Origin of the sequence: Nocardioides sp., assembly GCF_025964975.1 — a bacterium.
Classification (GTDB): Bacteria; Actinomycetota; Actinomycetes; order Propionibacteriales; family Nocardioidaceae; genus Nocardioides.
Genome location: NZ_JAOPXV010000062.1, coordinates 1 through 20,430 on the forward strand (window position 1 = coordinate 1; position 20,430 = coordinate 20,430).

The window sequence follows — 20,430 nt, forward strand, 5'->3', positions numbered from 1 at the left end:
CGTCGCCGCCGCCCTCGCCCTGCTCACCCACGACCGCCAGGACTGCCCCGACCTCGACCGTGGTGTCCTCCTCGGCCCGGATCTCCAGCAGCGTGCCTGCGACGGGCGAAGGGATCTCGGTGTCCACCTTGTCGGTCGAGACCTCGAGCAGCGGCTCGTCCACCGCCACGCTGTCGCCGACGTTCTTCAGCCAACGGGTGACGGTGCCTTCGGTGACCGATTCGCCGAGGGCGGGGAGAGTGACTTCGGAGGCCATGGAGGTTTCCTTCGCTCGCGTGGTGTGGGTGGGGTGCGTTCGTGTTGGTCAGGAGTGCGCGTGGAGAGGCTTGCCGGCCAGCGCGAGGTGCGCCTCGCCCAGGGCCTCGTTCTGCGTCGGGTGGGCGTGGAGCAGGGGTGCGACGTCGTCGGCGTGGGCTTCCCAGTTGTAGATCAGCTGCGCCTCCCCGATGAGCTCACCCACGCGATCACCCACCATGTGGACGCCGAGCACCGGACCGTCCACGAGTCCGACGAGCTTCACGAACCCGGCGGTCTGCAGGATCTGGCTCTTGCCGTTGCCGCCGAGGTCGTAGGTGACGGTCGTGACCTTGTCGCCGTACTGCTCGCGCGCCTGGCTCTCGTCCAGGCCGACCGAGGCGATCTCGGGGTGGGAGTAGGTGACTCGCGGGATGCCCGCCTCGTTGATCGGCGCCGGTTCGAGGCCGGCGATCTCCTCGGCCACGAAGATGCCCTGCTGGAAGCCGCGGTGGGCGAGCTGGAGCCCGGGCACGATGTCGCCGACGGCGAAGACGCCCTCGACCCCGGTGCGACAGCGCTCGTCGGTGATGACGAAGCCGCGCTCCATCGTGATGCCCTGCTCCTCGTAGCCCAGCCCGTCGGTGGAGGGGCCGCGTCCGACGGCGACGAGCATCAGCTCGGCCTCGATCACGTCGCCGCCTTCGACGGTCACGGCGACGCCGGAGTCGGTCGTCTTCACGCTCTGGAACGGGGTGCCGGTGAGGAACTTGATCTTGCGCTTGCGAAACGCCCGCTCGAGAGCCTTCGACGAGGCCTCGTCCTCCACGGCGACGAGCCGGGGGAGGGCTTCGATGATGGTGACCTCGGCGCCGAAGCTGGCCCAGACGCTGGCGAACTCGCAGCCGATGACACCGCCGCCGAGGACGATCACCGACTTCGGCACCCGGTCGAGCTTCAACGCGTGCTCCGAGGACATGATCCGCTTGCCGTCGATCTCGATGCCCGGCAGCGACCTGGAGTAGGAGCCGGACGCCAGGACGAGGTGCTTCCCGGTGTAGGCCGTGTCGCCGACCGACACGGTCCGCGGACCCGTCAGGCGGCCCTCGCCCTCGATCACGGTGATGCCGCGTGACTTGATCAGCCCGGTGAGGCCCTTGAAGAGACGCGAGACGACGCCGTCCTTGTAAGCGTTGACCCCGGCCATGTCGATGCCCTCGAGCGCTGCGGTGACGCCGAACTTCGAGGCGTCGCGCGCGGAGTCGGCAACCTCGGCCGCGTGCAGCAGTGCCTTGGTGGGGATGCAGCCGACGTGCAGGCACGTGCCGCCGAGGCTGCCCTTCTCGACCAGGCCCACGGTCAGTCCCAGCTGGGCCGCCCGCAGCGCGCAGGCGTATCCGCCTGAGCCTGCCCCGAGGATGAGTACGTCGACGTTTACCTCCGTCACGCGCTGCCTTTCGATTCGCCACTGGTCTGTGGTGCGTCGGTTTCTGGACGCCCGCCCATCCTTGCACTCTTTGTGAGGCTGTCCACACCGGGTTGTGCGTCGATTGCTTCGCCCCTGCAGGCACAATGTCCGCATGGGACTGCTAGACCGATTCCGCCGATCCGGCCGCATGAGTCGACCGCTGCGGGACGGTCATCGCACCGGCTCCACGACGGTCCGCGCCTCTGACGGGCACGACGTCGTCCACCTCACCGACTTCGTCACCACCAGGCGTGGTGTCGAGGGTTTCGTCGAACCCCGCACGGCCGTCAGCGACGTGACGCTGTTGCTGGTCGCCCATGACGGCGAGTGGACCCGACGCCGGGTGCCCAGCGTGCAGTGGGCCCATACGTTCGCCAACAAGCACCAGGTGCCGTCGTACGACGCCGCGGTGGTCGGCATCCCGCAGCGCATGCGCGACTACAACCGACGCAAGAAGGCCGGCGGGCTCTGACCGTCCGCGGCGGTGCGTGAGCCACATTCGCCGGAGCGAGAAGGTGGCTCACTCACCGCTAGGAGGGCTTCGAGGCGAGTGAGCGGGCGTACTCCACGATCGTGGTGACGCCGAAGCCAGTCCCGCCGGACGGGACGTGGCCGTAAGCAGCACCGGTGTTGAGCTCCTTGCCGGCGATGTCGAGGTGTGCCCAGGGTCGCCCGTCGGTGAACTCGCGAAGGAACGCCGCGGCCATCAGGCCCCCGCCCCAACGGACCCAGTCGTGCTGGAGCAGGTCGGCGACCTTGGAGGCGCTGATCCGTTCCTTCATCTCCTCGGGGATCGGCATCGGCCAGTGCTGCTCGCCGGCACGATCACCCGCGAGCAGGACTGCGTCGACGATGTCCTGCGACCCGAGGACGGCGCCGACCTTGTCGCCGAGCGCGAGCTGGAGGTGCCCGGTGAGGGTGGCGACGTCGACGATGACGTCGGGGTCCTCCTCGACTGCCAGCACCAACGCGTCACCGAGGAGCATGCGTCCTTCTGCGTCGGTGTTGGCGATCTCGACGGTGGTCCCGCCATACATCGTGACGATGTCGCCGGGGCGGAACGAGGAGCCGGAGACCATGTTCTCGGCCATCGGCGCGAAGGTGGTGACCTTGATCGGCAGGCCGAGCTGGGCGATGGCGAGGGTCGCGGCGATGACGCAGGCCGCGCCGCCCATGTCGCCCTTCATGCCCACCATGCTCGAGGAGGGCTTGATCGTCAGACCGCCCGAGTCGAAGGTGACGCCCTTGCCCACGAGGGCGAGGTGCGTGGTGGCCCCCCGGGGCGACCAGGTCAGCTTCGCGAGTCGGGGCTTGGCGTCCGATCCGTTGCCCACGGCCAGGGTGCCGCCGAGTCCGCGCTCGGTCAGCGTGGGGTGGTCCCAGATCTCCAGCTTGACCTTGGGCGCACCCCGGCCCTTGGTGGCCGCCTTGTGCGCCTCGGTCACCGCGGCCGCGAAGCCCTCGGGCGTCAGGTGGCCGGGAGGTTCGTTGACCCAGTCACGGGTCAGCCGCACAGCAGCCGCGACGACCTGGGCCTCGGCGAAGGCACTGACTGCATCTGCCTTGCGAGCGATCGGCGACAGCACGATCACCTCGCCGGCCCCGGAGTCGTCGTCCGTCTTCGACTTGTGCTTGGTGTAGGTGTAGCTGCCCAGCAGGTGGCCCTGGGTCACCGCGTCGACGAGCTCGGGCGTCTCGGCGGGCAGCGCGAGGGCGACCGACGCGGCGTTCGGCACGCTGCGGGCAGCGACACCGGCTGCTCGGCGTACGGCCGTGCCATCGGGATCCGGTCCCAGTCCGACCAGCACCAGCATCGCGCTGTTGAGCTTGCCCCCGGACGGGATGCGGACCGCCTCACCGGGCTTGCCGGAGAACCCCATCGAGGACAGGAGCGGGAGCCACTTGCGTCCCCAAGCCCGCGCGACCTCGGTGCCGGCGTCGCAGACGACCGGGCCCTTGCCCGATGAGAGGACGCCGACGACGACAGCCTCCGCGCGGGTCTTGGCGGGGCTTGCGTTTCGCAGCGTGTACGTCGTTGTCACTCGGGCACTTTAGGCGAGGGTCGGCAACGTCTCGGCGTCGGATCGCTGGGGTAGGTTTCGGGGCATGGCCGACGCGACCCCCCAGCACTCCCCGCTCCACGATCGGCACGTCGCCCTCGGGGCGAAGTTCGCCGAGTTCGGTGGCTGGACGATGCCGCTCGAATACCCCGCCGGTGTGCTCAAGGAGCACACCGCGGTCCGCAGCTCGGTGGGCATCTTCGACGTCAGCCACCTCGGCAAGGCGATGGTGAGCGGCACGGGCGCGGCCGACTACGTCAACGCCACGCTCTCCAACGACCTCGCCAAGATCGCGCCGGGCAAGGCCCAATACACGCTGTGCTGCGACGCGGTGACCGGCGGCATCGTCGATGACCTGATCGCCTACTACCAGGACGACGAGCACGTGCTGATCGTCCCCAACGCCGCCAACACGGCCGAGGTCGTACGCCGCCTGCAGGCCGAGGCCCCTGACGGTGTCTCGGTCGTCAACCACCACGACGACTACGCAGTGCTCGCCGTGCAGGGGACCAGGTCCGAGGAGGTGCTGCAACGCGTCGGGCTGCCCACCGGCCATGACTACATGTCCTTCGTCGAGGCGCCCTTCGAGGGACCCGGCGTCGTCGTGTGCCGCACCGGTTACACCGGGGAGCGCGGCTACGAGCTGATCGTCGCCAACGACGGGGCTGCGGCCCTGTGGGACGCGCTGCTCGCCGCCGGTGAGGAGTTCGGGATGCTCGCCTGCGGCCTCGGCTCGCGCGACACGCTGCGCACGGAGATGGGCTACCCCCTCCACGGCCAGGACATCACGATCGACGTCAACCCGGTCGAGGCCGGCCTGGGCTGGGCGGTCGGCTGGAAGAAGGACGCCTTCTGGGGCCGCGACGCGATCCTGGCCGTCAAGGAAGCTGGTCCGAAGCGACGGCTGCGCGGTCTCATCGCGACTGGTCGCGGCATCCCGCGCCCCGGGATGCGCGTGTCCCTCACCCACGACGTCCCGCTGTGCGAGATCACCTCGGGTACCTTCTCGCCGACGCTGAAGAAGGGTGTCGGGATGGCGCTGGTGCCGACGATGGTCAACGCGGAGGCCGAGGTCGGCGTGGACATCCGCGGGCGACGCGAGATCTTCCAGCTCACCAAGGTGCCGTTCGTCGAGACGTCGGTGAAGGAGTCCTGATGCTGCCCGAACAGCCGACCTTCCGTCAGCCGGCCGCCGCCGACATGCCGTGGTGGTGGCGTCTCGAGGACTCCTCGGGGGCCGAGGTCCCGGCGGAGGAGTTCGCCGGCCAGCGGTTCCTCTCGCAGGCAGACGCCGAGTCCTGGGTGGGGGAGATCTGGGCCCAGCTCGCGGAGGCGGGGGTCGACGGCGTCACGCTCTTCGAGCACGAGCGCCAGGTCTACGGCCCGATGTCACTGCACCCCTGAGCCTGCCGCGGCCGGACCCATCCGCATCGGCGTCGGCATCGAAGCCGGAGTGGAGGTGGGGATGGACACGTACGACGACTTCGTCGGTGCACGCCGCTCCGCCCTGATCGAGGAGTTCGGCGGGGGCGCCGCAGCCGAGGCGGCGGTGGATGCCGCCCTGGCGCGCTGCCGCCGCGGTTGGGTGCGCCTCGAGCAGACGACCGACGTGGAGTCGCACGTGCGCGAGCTGGTCCGCGACGAGCTCGACCGGCCGCGACGCAGACGCCTCACCATCTATGCACTGGTCGCGCTCGCGCTCGTGGTGACCGGGGTCGTGGTGATCTCCCTGTTGCCGACTCCGCCGGAGGTGCGCGAGGAGCCCAACCCCGTCCCGGTGCCGTGGTTCGCCGAGGGACAGCTACACCTGTCCGAGGTTGTGGTGACCCTTCCCGGAGCGGGCTCGTTCGCGCCGCTCGCCGACGGCGTCGTGATCGAGGACGAGGACGGCTCCCTGCTGCTCGTGGAGGCCGACGGCGACGTGTCCGACTACGACGGGGAGATGCCCGAGGTCGCGGAGCCACAGGTCCCGGCACCGTACGACGACGGCGGTGACGTCTCCCGACGCCTGGCCGTCGCCGTGGCACCGAGCGGCGAGATCGTCCACCTGATGGAGATCGCGGCCGCGGGACCCGAGGCCGGCGTCTACGCGCGCCTGTCGGAGACCATCAGCCGGATGTTCGTGGTCTGCGCCACGCCCCAGTGCACGACGCAGACCCGCTTCGTGGTCGAGGGACGCGACGTCCGGCTGCGCTGAGAGCCGCCCGAGCAGCAGTAGAGTCGAGCCCATGCAGGCCTACCTCGACCTCCTCGATCGACTGCTCGACGAGGGGGTGGAGAAGTCGGATCGCACCGGCACCGGCACTCTCAGCGTCTTTGGGCACCAGATGAGGTTCAACCTTGCGGAGGGCTTCCCGCTCGTGACGACCAAGAAGATCCACACCCGGTCGGTCTTCGGCGAGCTCTTGTGGTTCCTGCACGGCGACACCAACGTCAAGTGGCTCAACGACCGCGGGATCTCGATCTGGGACGAGTGGGCCGACCACAACGGCGACCTCGGGCCCGTCTACGGCTACCAGTGGCGCTCCTGGCCCACGCCGGACGGCCGACACGTCGACCAGATCGCGCAGGTGATCGCGCAGATCAAGGAGAACCCTGACAGTCGTCGCCACATCGTCTCTGCCTGGAACGTCGCGGACATCGCCGACATGGCACTGCCGCCGTGCCACACGCTGATCCAGTTCTACGTCGCCGGCGGCCGGTTGTCGTGCCAGCTCTACCAGCGTTCGGGTGACGTGTTCCTCGGCGTGCCGTTCAACATCGCGTCCTACGCCCTGCTCACGCACATGGTGGCGCAGGTGACCGGCCTCGAGGTCGGCGACTTCGTGCACACCATCGGCGACGCCCACCTCTACTCCAACCACGTGGACCAGGCGCGACTCCAGCTGACCAGGGAGCCCCGCCCGCTGCCACGGCTCGTCCTCAACAACGCGATCACCGAGATCGACGGCTTCGACCTCGACGACATCGGCCTCGAGGGATACGACCCGCACCCCGGCATCAAGGCTCCCGTTGCCGTCTGAGGTCGCACCTCGCGTCACCCTCGTCGCCGCGTACGCCGACAACCGGGTCATCGGCGACGGCGGCTCGATCCCGTGGCACATCAGCGAGGACTTCGCCCACTTCAAGGCCGTGACCATCGGCGGCGTCCTCGTCATGGGCAGGACGACCTGGGACTCGATCGGCCGCCCACTGCCCGGCCGGACCACGATCGTCCTCACCCGCGACACGTCGTGGTCGGCAGACGGAGCCCTGGTCGCGCACTCGTTGGAGGAGGCGCTCACGCTCGCCGGAAGCCTGGACGGGGAGATCTTCGTGGTCGGAGGAGCGCAGGTTTACCTCCTGGCGCTGCCGCTGGCCACCCACCAGGTCCTCACCGAGGTGCACCTCTCACCGTCGGGTGATGCGCTCTACCCGCCCTTCGCGCTGGACGAGTGGACCGCGACGCGCCGGGAGAGCCGGCCGGACCTCGGTCTCGACTGGGTGTGGTGGGAGAGGAGCAACGAGCCTCAGTCCGTCTTCGGTGGCAGCGACCGGGCGTAGGACACGCCGCGAGTAACCCATTCGGCCAGGTTCGCGTCGTCGACGACCGCGCCGAGGTCGACGAGGACCCAGCCGCGGACGGGCCGGCCGCGCATCTCCATCGGGCGCACCGCCACGCCATCGACCCACGACTCCGCGAGATCGGGGTCCGCCCGGACTATCAGCTCGCCGGTGCTGCCCGCGGCCACCGCCATCTGGGCACCGACCATGAAGCCGAGCCCGCCGAACATCTTCTGCTCGGTCAGGTGAGGTTCGCCGATGAGCTCGTCACGGATCCGCTCGACCAATCCCTCGTCGTAGGGCATGAGTCCAGTATCGCCTCATTGCCGTCGAGTCGGCGAGCCCCTGAGTGTGGCTTCGGTGTCACCGGGTGACACCGATCCGACCGCCGGGGGCTTCTTCAGGAGTAGCGGTGGCTCTTGGCCGCGTGGCCCTGCTCGCGCGTGCAGGACCGGCCACTCATGTTGCGGTGTCCGCACAGGGCGGGCTCGGCCTCCTCTGCGCTGCCGCTGGGTGAGGCGGCCGCGGCCGGGGCAGCGCGGGGGGTGCGCGGAGGCGCGTCCTTGGCCGTCCCGGCGGACGCCTTCGCGCCGGACGCCTTCGAGCCCGTGCTCCTGGCCGCGGCGGCGCTGCGCTTGAGCGTCTCTGCGTACTTCGCCTCCCGCATCGCGCGGAGGTTGTCCATCTTGCTCATCGTTGGCTCACGACGACGACCTTAGGTGTCGGCACCGACAGCCGAGCGCCGACACCCGCAGCTGATCGGCCCCGAGTGGCGGATCGGCTATCTTCTCGCCATGACTCGGGGGACTCGGGCGCGCACTGCTGGACCGCTGACCCAGGCGCTCGCGTGCCTGCTGCTCGTCGGCACCGCCCCACCGACGGCGGCGGAGAAGGGCGCCCCGTCCTCGACGGCCCGGGCTTCGCAGCTGCCCGGGGGCGGCAAGACGGTCTTCGGGAAGAACCGTTTCCTCACCGCGTTCTACGGCACCGCAGGGACCTCATCGCTCGGTGTGCTGGGCGAGAACGACCCCGACATGGCTTTCGACCGGATCAGGAGGACGGCGAGGCCCTACCTGCGGCGCGGGGAGACCTTGATGCCGGTCTACGAGCTGATCGTCACCGTCGCCGACCCGTCCGACAACCCGAGCGCCGCCGGCGACCACAGCCACGACATCCTGCACAGACACGTCGAGGCCTACATCGAGGCCTCGCGAAGGTCGAGCGCGGACCGTCCTTCGCACCGCAACGGCGCCCTGCTGCTCCTGGACCTGCAACCCGGCCGGACGGACTTCCTCGAGACCGCCAAGCGGTGGCAGTGGGCGCTCGAGGACCCCTGGGTCGGCCTGGCCCTCGACCCGGAGTGGCGGGTGGGCCCCACGGAGACACCCGGGCAGACGATCGGGTCGGTGAGGGCGAAGGAGATCAACCGGACCGCGGGGTGGCTCTCGAGGCTGACCACGAGCAACGGACTACCCGAGAAGCTGTTCGTGATCCACCAGTTCCAGGACGCGATGGTGCCCGACATCGCCAAGGTGCGCGCGCGGAGGAGTCTCGCGATGGTGCAGCACGTCGACGGGTTCGGCAGCCCGGCGGACAAGCTGGCGACGTACGCAAACGTGGCCCGCCGCGGAATTCACGATGGGCTTCAAGATCTTCTACGATGAGGAGCAGCCCCGCATGCGCCCGCGCGACGTCCGCCGGCTCAAGGACGTCAGGTTCGTGTCGTATCAGTGATTCAGAGCTTGGCGAGCTTGCGGTAGGGGCTCGTGATGCGGAGGTGCTGGCCTCGGAAGTCGACCGTCACGGCGCTGGCTTCCTGGTTGACGACACGGCCGATGCCGTGGGCGTCGTGGCAAACCTGGTCGCCCACCGAGTATTCCTCGATGGTCGGCTCGGGTTCGGCGGCGAAGGGACTGCTGGCGAGGTGGCGGCGCACTGGAGTAGTCATCAGGACCAGTATGCGCCTTCTCGGGCAGATGTGGGCGGTTGGCGAGCTCTTGGCGGGATAGCCTGAGCCCATGACAACCGCAGCACCGTTCGGTCGCTTGCTGACCGCGATGGCGACGGCGTTCCACGAAGACGGGTCGGTCGACCTCGACGGGACCGCCAAGATCGCCCACCACCTGGTCGAGAACGGCAACGACGGCGTCGTCGTCAGCGGGACGACAGGGGAGTCTCCGACCACCTCGGTGGCCGAGGACGGACAGATCCTCCAGGCAGTCGTGGACGCCGTGGGCGATCGTGCCCATGTGCTGGCCGGCGTCGGCACCAATGCGACCGCGCACTCGGTCGAGCTCGCCGAGCAGGCCGCGAAGATCGGGGTGGACGGAGTCCTCCTGGTCACCCCTTACTACAACAAGCCGAGCCCGGCCGGGGTGCTCCATCACTTCCGCAGCGTCGCGCAGGCCACGGACCTGCCGGTCATGCTGTACGACGTCCCGGCGCGCACCGGCCTCCCGATCGCCCGCGAGACCTATGAGCGCGCCAGCGAGATCGCGACAGTGACCAGCGTCAAGGAAGCGACCGGCGACGCCGCGCAGACCGTGATGCTGACCTCGCTCGGCTACTCGGTCTACTGCGGGGACGACGCCGCGACGCTCGGCTACCTCGCCTACGGCGCCGACGGACTGGTCAGTGTCGTCGCCCATGCAGCCGGTCGCGAGCTCAAGGCGATGATCGAGGCCTTCCACGCAGGCAACCCCGACGAGGCGCTCGCCATCCACACCCGGCTCGCCCCCGCCTTCGACGCCGTCATGGGCGTCGCCAACTACGGAGCAACAACCGCGAAGGCAGCCCTTGAGCTGCTCGGCGTGCTCGACAACCGGAACGTGCGAGGTCCGCTCGTTCCGCTCGACGACGACGAGGTCACCGCGCTCCGCGCGGGGCTCGCCGCGTCGGGCCTGATCTGAGGAGTCCCTTGAGTCATCCACATCCCGAACTGAACCCTCCCGCACCACTCGTCGAAGGCGGACTTCGCGTCATCCCGCTCGGCGGCCTTGGAGAGATCGGTCGCAACATGACCGTCTTCGAGTACGACGACCGGTTGCTGATCGTCGACTGCGGCGTGTTGTTCCCCGAGGACCACCACCCCGGCGTCGACCTGATCCTCCCGGACTTCGAACCCATCCGGGACCGGCTGGACAAGGTCGAGGCACTCGTGCTGACCCACGGCCACGAGGACCACATCGGCGCTACGCCGTACCTCCTGCGCGAGCGCGGCGACATACCCCTCGTCGGCTCGGAGCTGACCTTGGCGTTTGTGGGTTCCAAACTGCGTGAGCACCGCCTCAAGGAGACCGTGCACCACACGGTGGCCGAGGGGGAGACGATCACCTTCGGACCGTTCGTCCTCGAGTTCATCGCGGTCAACCACTCCATCCCCGACGCGCTCGCCGTGTGCATCCGCACCGGCGCCGGCGTGGTGCTGCACACCGGGGACTTCAAGATGGACCAGCTTCCCCTGGACGGCCGCATCACCGACCTCAACGAGTTCGCTCGGCTGGGCGACGAGGGTGTCGACCTCTTCATGACCGACTCCACCAACGCCGAGGTCCCCGGTTTCACCACGTCGGAGAAGGACATCGGGCCCGTCCTGGACCGCGTGTTCGCCAAGTCCAGCCAGCGGATCATCGTGGCCAGCTTCGCCTCGCACATCCATCGGATCCAGCAGATCCTCGACACAGCCGTGGCGCACAACCGGAAGGCGGCCTACGTCGGACGCTCGATGGTCCGCAACATGGCGATCGCCAAGGAGCTCGGCTACCTCCACGTCCCGGCGGGCGTGCTGGTGGATGCCAAGGAGCTCGCAGACCTGCCGCCTGAGCGCCAGGTGCTGATCTCGACCGGCTCGCAGGGCGAGCCGATGAGCGCGCTGAGCCGGATCGCCAACCGCAGCCACGCCTTCGTGAACCTCGAGCCGGGTGACACCGTCGTCCTGGCGAGTTCGTTGATCCCCGGCAACGAGAACGCGGTCTACCGCGTCATCAACGGGCTGTCGCGCTGGGGTGCCAACATCGTGCACAAGGGCAACGCCATGGTCCACGTCAGTGGGCACGCCAGTGCCGGTGAGCTCCTGTACTGCTACAACATCGTCAAGCCGCGCAACGTGCTGCCGATCCACGGCGAGATCCGGCACATGCGAGCCAACGCCGAGCTGGCGATCGCCACCGGCGTGCCGCGCGAGCGGGTGGTGATGGCCGAGGACGGCGTCGTCGTCGACCTCGTCGACGGCGTGGCCACGATCGCCGGCAAGGTCGAGTGCGGCTACGTCTTCGTCGACGGCTCGACCGTGGGCGACATCACCGAGTCGAAGCTCAAGGACCGCCGCATCCTCAGCGAGGAAGGCTTCATCTCGGTGATCGTGGTCGTCGACTCGGTGACCGGGAAGGTCTCCGCCGGACCCGAGATCCACGCGAGGGGGTTCGCCGAGGACGACTCCACGTTCGACGCGCTCAAGAAGCCCATCATCGAGGCCCTCGCGAGCGCGGCCGCGGAGGGCGGCGCCGATTCCTACCAGATGCAGCAGACCGTACGCCGCATCGTGGGTCGCTGGGTGAACAAGACCCACCGCCGACGGCCCATGATCATCCCTGTCGTGATCGAGGCCTGACCCACGTGGACACAGACGGCGGGGCGGTGCAGGTGCACGGGTCGGGCGCGGCTGAGGCCCAGCCACCCGCGCAGGCCCTGCAGCGCCTCTCCGAACTCGTGCGTCGGGTCAACTCCTCGACCGACACCGCCCAGGTGCTCGAGGAGGTCGTCAACGGGGTCCACGAGGAGCTCGGCTACGGCGTGGTGGCGATCAGCCAGCTCGAGGGCGACGTCCTCGTGATGGTCGCGGTCGCCGGCCCCGACGACGTCCGCCGGCAGATCCTGGGTCGGCGGACACCTGCCGTCAGCATCCTGGACGAATACCGTGCCGCGGATCACTGGGGCATCCTGCGCTACGTCCCGCACGGGAGGATGGCGCCCGACCAGATCGAATTCGCCTGGATCCCCGACATCGACGCGTCCGAGGACCCGGATGCCTGGCATCCCGAGGACGCGTTGTACGCACCGCTCTACTCGGCGACGGGCAAGCTGCTGGGCAACATGTCGGTGGACCTCCCGCGAGGGATGCGCCTACCCGGGCAGGCCGAGCGGGACCTGCTCGAGATGTTCATGGTGCAAGCTGGGCTGGCCCTCTCCAACGCTCAACAGCGAGAGCGTCTCGCCCAGCAGGTGCGGCTCGGAGCGATCGTCAAGGAGGTGGCACAGGCCGGCAGCAGGGTGGGTCTGGACGCCGTCCTGGGGATCGCCACCGAGGCGATCAACCGCGGTTTCGGCGCTGTCCAGACGTGGGTGCGCTGTCACCCCGACGGGGACCGCGGACGAGAGGTGTCCGCGGGGCACCCGAGGCCCAGCCTCGTCTCCACCGTGATAGGGACCTTGAACGACGACCTCGCGCACGCGGCATGGCCCGCACGGCGGCTGGTCTGGATCCACGTCGACGACACCGAGTGCGACCTCCTGCCGGCCAGCCGTGTGCGGCTGCAGCAGGCAATCGCCGCCGGTGGCGCTGCACATGCCGTGGTTGCGCCAGTGGGAGTCGGGCTCGAGCTCTTCGGCTACCTCGTCATCGGTTTCCGCGACGACCAGCCAGCCCCCGGGTCGGACGAGCTCGACACCATCTCCGAGGTCTCGCGCGAGCTCGGGCGGATGATCCAGAGCGCCCGGCTGTTCGAGACCGAGCACCGGCTCGTCTCGGAGCTGCGTGAGCTCGATCGCTACAAGGGCGAGCTCATCGCCACGATCTCGCATGAGCTCAAGACGCCCCTGACCACCATCATCGGCCACGTCGAGCTCCTGGAGGAGAGGCAGGGTGAGCAGGTGGAGGAGGGCGGTTCCGTCGCCGCCATCAGGCGCAGTGCCGACCGGCTCGACCGGCTGATCCAGAACCTGCTCGACTACGCGCGGGTGCAGGAGCGTCGGGAGTTCGTCCGCCGCGACATCCATCTCGTCGAGCTGGCCGAGGCGGCGATCGAGCTGATGACCTCTCAGGCCGAGGCGGGCGGGGTGCGCATGGTCCTCGACGTCCTCCGCAGCGAGGTCGTCGTCCGCGGAGATGCCGAGGAGCTCAGCACCGTGCTCAACAACCTGGTGAGCAACGCCGTGAAGTACACCCGTCCCGGCGGTCGCGTCGCCATCGAGATCGACTCGGTCGAGGCCTGGGGGAGGGTCACTGTGAAGGACACGGGAATCGGGATCTCCCAGATCGATCGCAGCCACCTGTTCTCGGCGTTCCACCGATCGAGCAACCCGGAGGCGCTCTCGATCCCCGGCACCGGCCTGGGTCTCGCCATCTCCCGCCGCATCGCCGAGTCCCACGGCGGCAAGATCGACGTCGAGTCGACTCTGGGTCAGGGCAGCACCTTCACGTTGCTGCTGCCGCGCACTGCGCCCGAGGCCCCCTGACCACAACGGTCCACGACCCTGCGGCGTGGCCCCTGCGGCGAGGCGCCAGTGCGCCGGGTCTTGGTGGGGTTGTACAGGAACGGGGCCCCGGTGGATTTCTCCACCGGGGCCCCGCCTTGGTTGTTCAGGCTGTGCAGGTCAGCGAACGACCCAGAACCTCAACCTGTCACGGCTCCACCAGTTCTTGGTGTCACCCTTGTAGGTCGCGACGATGTGGTGCATCCCGATCGCGACGTTCTTCTTGAGCCACAGGACGGCGCGGCCGTCCTCGAGCGTTGCCTGTCCGATCTTCTTGCCGTCCAGACGGAACTTGACGATCCCGGTGGCCAGCGTCTTGCCACCCAGCGAGTCCACCAGGGCGACTGCCTTGAAGTTCTCCCCGAACTCGGGCTTCTTCGGCTTGATCTTCACCAGGGTCTCGGTGTCGAACTTGCTCGGGTTCGGCGTCGGGGTGGGCGTCGGGCTCGGGCTGGGGCTCGGGCTCGGGCTGGGCGCGACCTTCTCACAGACGGAGATGGTCACGTCGTCGACGTACCAACCGTCAACACCGCCACAGCCGTCGCGACCCATGTCGAACCGGATGTTGACGGTGTCGCCGGCCTTGACTCCAGCCGCGGCCAGGTTGACCTGTGACTGGCCCCACGAACCGGTCGAACGACCGGGGTTGGTGCCGCTGAAGGCAACCTCTCCGGCCATCGGGTTGGTGTTGTAGGGATCGCCGTCGAGCGTGGCCGGGTCGAGCTCCGTGTTCGGCGGGTTGACGACGTAGGCCGCGTTGTCGATCACCGTGAAGTCTCCGCCGTTGATGCTGAGCTTCACGTTGCCGCCGTCGAAGCCTGCCTCGGTGGCGACGTAGTGATCGAACGACAGACGCATCGCCTCTCCGGCTGGGACGACAACGGCCGGGCTGATGATCGAGTTGCTGCTCGAGATGTCGTCAGCCGCGCAGTCACCCTCGTCGGGCCCGGGACCGAAGGCCACCCGACCGACGTTGTCGCGCCCGGGGTAGACAGCGCTCGTACGCCACGGGTAGCTCCGAACGCCCACCTCGTCCGCGGCGGTGGTCCAGTTGCCCAGGCCTTCGTCGAAGTTTTCGGTGAAGAGGACCTTGCTGGTGGTGCCGGTCCCGCAGAGTGCAGGCGCGTTCTTCGCCAGGATCGGCGTCCATGCGCACTGGGCCGTGGGGTCGTTGCGCAGCTCGACCGCAGCGATCACCTTCAGGACCTGAGCGCAGTCACCGGCCGTGATCGGCGCGGCGGGCGTTGACCCACCTGGAGTGATCTTGATCGACTGGATGGGCTGGCCCACCAGGTCGGCACAGGCCGTCTCCAACGCGTCAGCCATGTCCACGAAGTCCGAGGTCTCGGACATGTAGTGCTGGGCGTAGAAGAAGACGTTCGCGGACTTGTCGAGGCCGAGCCCCGTGATGGCCTGGCCGTTGTACGTACCGCCGTCGACCATCAACGCGTAGGCGTGGTTCGGCACAGCGGAGTTGCCGTGCACGCCGCCGCTGTCGTCGGAGGAGCAGTAGTACTCGGCATCCGAGACCTTGCCGGGGTCGCCGTAGCAGGTGGGGGTCCACATGTCACGGATGGCCCCGCCGAAGGCAGGCGACTTCTCGCCGATGACCCAGCGGGAGTTCTGGTCCTTCGCTGCGGTGTCGATGTCCCTGATGTTCATCGTCACGGTGCCGACAGACTTGATCCGCTGGGCGGCCTCCGCGTCGACCATGAGGCCGTAGATCGGGAAGTCACCGCCGGCAGAGGCCAGCGGGCGGCCCGCAGTGTTGCCCACCACGATGCCGGTCGCACCGGCGTCCGCCGCGTTCTCCACCTTGTCGTTGAGGATGCAGAGGCCGCGGTCGACGTAGACGAACTTGCCCTCGACTGCGGCTGCGTTGGTGAGCGGCGAACATCCGTCGCCGGTCGTGCCCTCCGGGTCGCCCTGGTCGTCGAGCTCGACCGTGTCAGTGCCCACAACCACCTCGGTCGTGGTTCCTGCCTTGTCGAAGACTGGACCGTGCTGGAAGGCCAGCGCGGACTCGCACTCCCCAGCCACCGAGATCGGAGCGACGATGGTCGCGCCGATCTCGCCGCGGGTGAAGCGCGAGCACAGCCCTGCCGTGCGCTTGACGGTGAGGTCGCCCTCGCCCTCGTCCTCGCGAGCGTTGAGCAGGTCGACCGTCTCGCCCCACACGTCGGAGTAGGACTCGTTGAGCGCGCCGGACTGCCACTGGTAGATCAGGCCGGTCTCGTACTCGGTGTAGGCGTGGCCCCACTCGTGAGCCACGATGTCGTCGGCGTAGACGCCGTCGCAGTAGCTGACGAAGGTGCCGTTCCAGGACGCGTTGGGGCAGGAGTTAGGACGGTTGTGGATCGTGATCCGCTCAGCGCCCTTGTCGTCGTAGGAGTCGATGCCCCAGGTGTTCATGTGCATCCAGTAGGACTCGGCCGAGGACTGCAGCAGGTTCTTCTGGTCCTGGTCGAGACCGTCCGTCGATTGCGGCTCGTCCCAGACCTCGAACAGGGTGCCACCCGTCTCGGTCTCCGGGTCGTAGTCGGTGCTCAGGAGGTACTGGTCGAGACCGTCGGCCATCATCGAGTAGCGGTTGAGGGGCTTGAGGGTCTGCGCGTCGAGCACCACCCGGTCGCGGATGGAACCGCTGTCCTTGGTGATGTTGGAGACCTCGAGGTCGTAGGCGAGGACCGCCTCGCCGGGGTCACCCTTGACGGCGCCGACCTGGTAGATCACCAGGTCCTTGGAGACCGCACGCAGACCGGCGGTCGAGGCCGCCTTGCTGGCCTCCGAGGCGGGGGGTGCGTTCTTGACCATCGCGACGGCGCGCTGGGCAGCGGCGTCGGCCGATCGAGCCGGGGTGACGTCCAGGTTGAGTGCGGGGACGACGTAGCCGGACACTGCGGTCAGGTCGCCGTCCTTGGCGACCTTGGCCTTCAGGGTCCCGGCCCAGACGGGCACGCCCTTGTAGGACTGGTTGTAGACGACCGTCCAGCCGAACGGGTCAGCCATGACGCGGGTCTGCTGGACCTCGTTGGCGCGCGCACCGAAGAGCGGCGCGAACGTGGCGAGGTAGGCATCTGTCTTGGCCGCCGCAGACGCTGCATCCGTCGCGGGCTTGCCGGGCATCAGGTCGCCCTTGGTGCGGACGAATCCGACCTTTCCGGTCGCAGCCTGGTCAGTGACGACCACTGACTTGTCTGCCTGGTTTCGCAGCTGCGTGAGCAGCGGGTCGCCGGCCGGCGCCGACGATGCCTGGGCTCCCAAGGCGGGCATGGCCGCAAGGCCGACACCTACCATGGAGAGCGCAAGCCCCGTTTGGAGAAGCTTCACGTGGGTATTTCCTTCCGAGGGCACGGCACTCGGATCCCCGAGTGACCTGCGACACCTTACGAAGCAATTTCCGTATCGGGAAGGCCCGAACGGACACTTTCGCGCATCGCTTGTCTTCTCGCGTCAATCCTTCGAGCGCGAGGGGCGCGGTTTCGACGTCCCCCACAAGCGGAAGGGGGCGGCTCCGACGCGCCCCACGAGCGCCGGTGGCGCAGCCCGTGCTTCTTGAGCAAGGGAATGGCCGCCGACACGCTCCTGTGATGCCTGGGGCTGATGTGACTTGTGAACTAGGGTCCAAGCATGGCGACCCGTACGTCTTCCCCGCCGGGTTCGCGGAGTTCGAGCACGTCTGGTTCCACCGCCTCGCGCGGCAGCACCAAGTCGAGTTCGAGCACCCGATCCCGGGGTACCAGCTCCAAGCGCCCGACCACCCGGCCGGCGCGCGGCAAGTCCGCGCCCGCTCGCGGGTCGGGCCGCGGTTCGACCAGGGGTCGGGGGAGCGCCCCGGCGAAGCGGCTCGCACCTCGCGCCGTACGCAATGGTCCGGGACCCGTCTCCCGCACCTTCGGCGCGCTCGGGCGCGCCCTCGCGTCAGTCTGGCTGGGCCTGGCCCACGCCATCGGCGCGGTCGCTCGCTCCATCGGCCGATCTGCACGTGACCTCGAGCCCGAGCACCGCCGCGACGGAGCGGGGCTGTTCCTGATCGGCCTGGCGCTGGTCATCGCGGCAGCGGTCTGGTGGCAGCTCCCCGGCGGCGTCATGGAGTTCCTGCGCCAGATGACTGCCGGTGCCGTCGGCAAGGTCGGCTGGCTCGTGCCGTTCTTCGTCCTGTACGCCGGATGGCGCACGCTGCGCGACCCCGAGACCAACGGCCCGGTCGGCCGCCAGGTCATCGGATGGTCGGCGTTCGCGCTCGGCCTGCTCGGGATCGTCCACATCGCCAATGGCAACCCGCAGCCGGAGCTCGGCGACGCGAGCAGCCTCCAGACTGCAGGTGGCGCTGTCGGCTTCGTGATGTCGAGCCTCCTGCTCGACCTGCTCCGCACGCCCTACATCGTGGTGCCGTTGCTCGCGATCCTCGCGTTCTTCGGGGTCCTGATCATCACGGCCACTCCCGTCTACCAGATCCCGACCAAGCTCGCCGCCGCCCGTGACGCGGTCCTGGGGCGGACCCCGCCGAGCGAGAAGCCGGCCGAGGAAGCCACCGGTCCCATGCGCACGCGCCGCAGCATGCTCGAGGGTGCCGCGGACATCGACCCGGACATGGGGGACGCCCCCTACGACACGCCGATGCTCGAGGACCGTGAGGTCAAGAGGCGTCGCAAGAACAAGCGCCTCGTCGACCCCGACGGTGACGCCGGGATCGACCTGTTCGCCGATGCGCCCACCGAGCTCGCCCCGGTCGTGGCCGGCACCGACGGAGGAGCCGACGCCACGGGGGACCTCGTCCCGCCGCCGCACACTCCGCTGCCCGAGCGGGTCGAGCAGCTGGCGCTCTCCGGCGACATCACCTACTCGCTGCCCGGCAACGACGTCCTCAAGCCGGGTTCGGTGCACAAGGCCCGGTCAAAGGCCAGTGACGCCGTGGTCGAGCGGCTCATGCAGGTGATGGAGGAGTTCGGCATCGACGCGGCCGTGACGGGCTACACCCGAGGACCGACGGTCACCCGCTACGAGGTCGAGCTAGGGCCCGCAGTGAAGGTGGAGAAGGTCACCGCGCTGTCGAAGAACATCGCCTACGCCGTCGCGTCCGCGGACGTCCGCATCCTGTCGCCGATCCCGGGCAAGTCCGCGATCGGCATCGAGATCCCCAACCTCGACAAGGAGATCGTCTCCCTGGGCGACGTGCTCCGCTCCAACACGGCCCGCTCGGACCACCACCCGATGGTCGCGGGGCTCGGCAAGGACGTCGAGGGCGGCTTCGTCGTCGCCAACATGGCGAAGATGCCGCACCTGCTCGTGGCCGGCGCGACCGGCTCGGGCAAGTCGTCGTTCATCAACTCGCTCATCACCTCGATCCTCATGCGCTCGACGCCCGACGAGGTGCGGATGATCATGATCGACCCCAAGCGGGTCGAGCTGAACGCCTACGAGGGCGTGCCGCACCTGATCACGCCGATCATCACCAACCCCAAGCAGGCCGCCGAGGCGCTGGCGTGGGTCGTGCGCGAGATGGACATGCGCTACGACGACCTGGCCAACTTCGGCTTCCGTCACCTCGACGACTTCAACAAGGCCGTGCGCGCCGGCAAGGTCGAGGTCCCGCCGGGCAGCGAGCGGGTGCTGACGCCGTACCCCTACCTGCTCGTCATCGTCGACGAGCTCGCCGACCTGATGATGGTCGCCCCGCGCGACGTCGAGGACGCCATCGTCCGCATCACCCAGCTGGCCCGTGCGGCCGGCATCCACCTGGTCCTGGCGACCCAGCGACCCTCGGTCGACGTGGTCACCGGTCTCATCAAGGCCAACGTGCCGTCGCGGCTGGCGTTCGCCACGTCGAGCGTCACCGACAGCCGCGTCATCCTCGACCAGCCGGGCGCCGAGAAGCTGGTCGGCCAGGGTGACGGGCTCTTCCTGCCCATGGGCTCCAGCAAGCCGGCCCGTATCCAGGGCGCGTGGGTCACCGAGGCCGAGATCGCCACGGTGGTCAAGCACTGCAAGGACCAGCTCGAGCCCACGTACATCGAGGACGTGACCGCACCGGCGGCGTCCAAGCGCGACATCGACGACGACATCGGCGACGACATGGACCTCGTGGTGCAGGCCATCGAGCTGGTCGTCTCCACGCAGTTCGGGTCGACGTCGATGCTGCAGCGCAAGCTGCGGGTCGGCTTCGCCAAGGCCGGGCGCCTGATGGACATCATGGAGAGCCGCGGGGTGGTGGGTCCCAGCGAGGGATCCAAGGCCCGTGACGTCCTCGAGAAGCCCGACGAGCTTGATTCCGTGATCGCGACGTTGGAGGGGGGAGCCTGATGGGCGCCATGCTGGATGAGACCGAGGACCAGGTCGGGTTGGACAGCTCGCACGAGAGCGAGGACCTCCTGTCCGTCGCTCCGGACGGCATCGAGGTACGCCGCCACGCCGGCGTCGCCGCAGGGGTCGGGCTCACCGCCTCGGCGGTCGCCATCGCCTACCTCGGCCGCGCGACGCAGGGCGGCTCCGTCCTCGACTGGTTGTGCGTGGTCGCCAGGGGGCTGCTCGGTGGCTACTGGCTCGTGAGCCTCCTCGACGCACGTACGCCGCTGCTGGTCGCCGACGCGCAGGGCATCCGGATCCGCCTCGGCCGCACGTGGCGCGGCCTGCCCTGGACCGCCGTCCACCACG

19 protein-coding genes are annotated in these 20,430 nt (G+C 68.9%); 12 read left to right on the forward strand and 7 right to left on the reverse strand.

Annotated features, from left to right (window positions below):
* Both JWN68_RS04640 and lpdA read right to left on the reverse strand, forming a co-directional pair.
* Nucleotides 1-256, reverse strand: a 256-nt coding sequence (locus JWN68_RS04640) for a biotin/lipoyl-containing protein (protein WP_297735379.1), incomplete at its 3' end; no start/stop codon positions are given.
* A gap of 48 nt (nt 257-304) precedes the next feature.
* Nucleotides 305-1,681 carry a dihydrolipoyl dehydrogenase gene (gene lpdA / locus JWN68_RS04645; RefSeq protein WP_297735382.1) on the reverse strand — a complete coding sequence of 459 codons (1,377 nt, stop codon included), beginning with the start codon at nt 1,679-1,681 and terminating at the stop codon, nt 305-307.
* A 169-nt stretch (nt 1,682-1,850) separates the two neighbouring features.
* On the opposite strand from lpdA, the gene JWN68_RS04650 reads away from it, so the two are divergent.
* On the forward strand, nt 1,851-2,174 hold the full coding sequence (locus tag JWN68_RS04650) for a hypothetical protein (protein WP_297735385.1): 324 nt from the start codon (nt 1,851-1,853) through the stop codon (nt 2,172-2,174).
* A gap of 58 nt (nt 2,175-2,232) precedes the next feature.
* On the opposite strand, the gene JWN68_RS04655 is transcribed toward JWN68_RS04650, so the two are convergent.
* Nucleotides 2,233-3,744, reverse strand: coding sequence for a leucyl aminopeptidase (locus JWN68_RS04655; RefSeq protein ID WP_297735388.1), 1,512 nt, complete (start codon nt 3,742-3,744; stop codon nt 2,233-2,235).
* A 64-nt stretch (nt 3,745-3,808) separates the two neighbouring features.
* Between JWN68_RS04655 and gcvT the strand changes: the two genes are divergently transcribed.
* The 5 genes from gcvT to JWN68_RS04680 all read left to right on the forward strand — a co-directional run bounded on the left by gcvT (nt 3,809) and on the right by JWN68_RS04680 (nt 7,305).
* Nucleotides 3,809-4,918, forward strand: a complete 1,110-nt coding sequence (gene gcvT, locus JWN68_RS04660; protein ID WP_297735391.1) for a glycine cleavage system aminomethyltransferase GcvT — start codon at nt 3,809-3,811, stop codon at nt 4,916-4,918.
* Nucleotides 4,918-5,166 (forward strand): hypothetical protein, encoded by a 249-nt coding sequence (locus tag JWN68_RS04665; RefSeq protein ID WP_297735394.1) that lies wholly within the window; start codon nt 4,918-4,920, stop codon nt 5,164-5,166. Before gcvT ends, JWN68_RS04665 begins: the two co-directional genes overlap by 1 nt.
* A 61-nt stretch (nt 5,167-5,227) precedes the next feature.
* Nucleotides 5,228-5,959, forward strand: a complete 732-nt coding sequence (locus JWN68_RS04670; RefSeq protein WP_297735397.1) for a hypothetical protein — start codon at nt 5,228-5,230, stop codon at nt 5,957-5,959.
* A 31-nt stretch (nt 5,960-5,990) separates the two neighbouring features.
* On the forward strand, nt 5,991-6,785 hold the full coding sequence (locus JWN68_RS04675) for a thymidylate synthase (RefSeq protein ID WP_297735400.1): 795 nt from the start codon (nt 5,991-5,993) through the stop codon (nt 6,783-6,785).
* Nucleotides 6,775-7,305, forward strand: coding sequence for a dihydrofolate reductase (locus JWN68_RS04680; protein WP_297735403.1), 531 nt, complete (start codon nt 6,775-6,777; stop codon nt 7,303-7,305). The genes JWN68_RS04675 and JWN68_RS04680 overlap by 11 nt, the downstream gene beginning before the upstream one ends.
* On the opposite strand, the gene JWN68_RS04685 is transcribed toward JWN68_RS04680, so the two are convergent.
* Nucleotides 7,272-7,610, reverse strand: coding sequence for a TfoX/Sxy family protein (locus tag JWN68_RS04685; RefSeq protein WP_297735406.1), 339 nt, complete (start codon nt 7,608-7,610; stop codon nt 7,272-7,274). The genes JWN68_RS04680 and JWN68_RS04685 overlap by 34 nt on opposite strands.
* 95 nt (nt 7,611-7,705) lie before the next feature.
* Entirely contained in the window at nt 7,706-7,990 is a 285-nt protein-coding gene (locus JWN68_RS04690) for a hypothetical protein (protein ID WP_297735409.1), read from the reverse strand.
* Nucleotides 7,991-8,099: 109 nt separating this feature from the next.
* Here JWN68_RS04690 and JWN68_RS04695 point away from each other — a divergent pair, with 109 nt between their 5' ends.
* On the forward strand, nt 8,100-8,969 hold the full coding sequence (locus JWN68_RS04695; RefSeq protein ID WP_297735412.1) for a hypothetical protein: 870 nt from the start codon (nt 8,100-8,102) through the stop codon (nt 8,967-8,969).
* Between the two features lie 71 nt (nt 8,970-9,040).
* Here JWN68_RS04695 and JWN68_RS04700 read toward each other — a convergent pair whose 3' ends face one another.
* Nucleotides 9,041-9,253 (reverse strand): hypothetical protein, encoded by a 213-nt coding sequence (locus JWN68_RS04700; protein ID WP_297735416.1) that lies wholly within the window; start codon nt 9,251-9,253, stop codon nt 9,041-9,043.
* Nucleotides 9,254-9,323: 70 nt separating this feature from the next.
* Between JWN68_RS04700 and dapA the strand changes: the two genes are divergently transcribed.
* Genes dapA through JWN68_RS04715 form a run of 3 tightly spaced genes read left to right on the forward strand, consistent with a single transcriptional unit; the run spans nt 9,324 to nt 13,758 of the window.
* On the forward strand, nt 9,324-10,214 hold the full coding sequence (gene dapA, locus JWN68_RS04705) for a 4-hydroxy-tetrahydrodipicolinate synthase (protein ID WP_297735418.1): 891 nt from the start codon (nt 9,324-9,326) through the stop codon (nt 10,212-10,214).
* Nucleotides 10,215-10,222: 8 nt separating this feature from the next.
* Complete coding sequence (locus tag JWN68_RS04710; protein ID WP_297735421.1) at nt 10,223-11,914, forward strand: ribonuclease J; 1,692 nt, start codon at nt 10,223-10,225, stop codon at nt 11,912-11,914.
* 5 nt (nt 11,915-11,919) lie between these two features.
* Nucleotides 11,920-13,758, forward strand: coding sequence for a HAMP domain-containing sensor histidine kinase (locus JWN68_RS04715; RefSeq protein WP_297735424.1), 1,839 nt, complete (start codon nt 11,920-11,922; stop codon nt 13,756-13,758).
* Between the two features lie 138 nt (nt 13,759-13,896).
* Here JWN68_RS04715 and JWN68_RS04720 read toward each other — a convergent pair whose 3' ends face one another.
* Entirely contained in the window at nt 13,897-17,106 is a 3,210-nt protein-coding gene (locus tag JWN68_RS04720; protein ID WP_297735427.1) for a M4 family metallopeptidase, read from the reverse strand.
* A gap of 300 nt (nt 17,107-17,406) precedes the next feature.
* Between JWN68_RS04720 and JWN68_RS04725 the strand changes: the two genes are divergently transcribed.
* On the forward strand, nt 17,407-20,079 hold the full coding sequence (locus JWN68_RS04725) for a DNA translocase FtsK 4TM domain-containing protein (protein WP_297735430.1): 2,673 nt from the start codon (nt 17,407-17,409) through the stop codon (nt 20,077-20,079).
* On the forward strand, nt 20,079-20,430 hold a 352-nt coding region (locus JWN68_RS04730; protein WP_297735434.1), incomplete at its 3' end, for a hypothetical protein. The genes JWN68_RS04725 and JWN68_RS04730, both read left to right, overlap by 1 nt.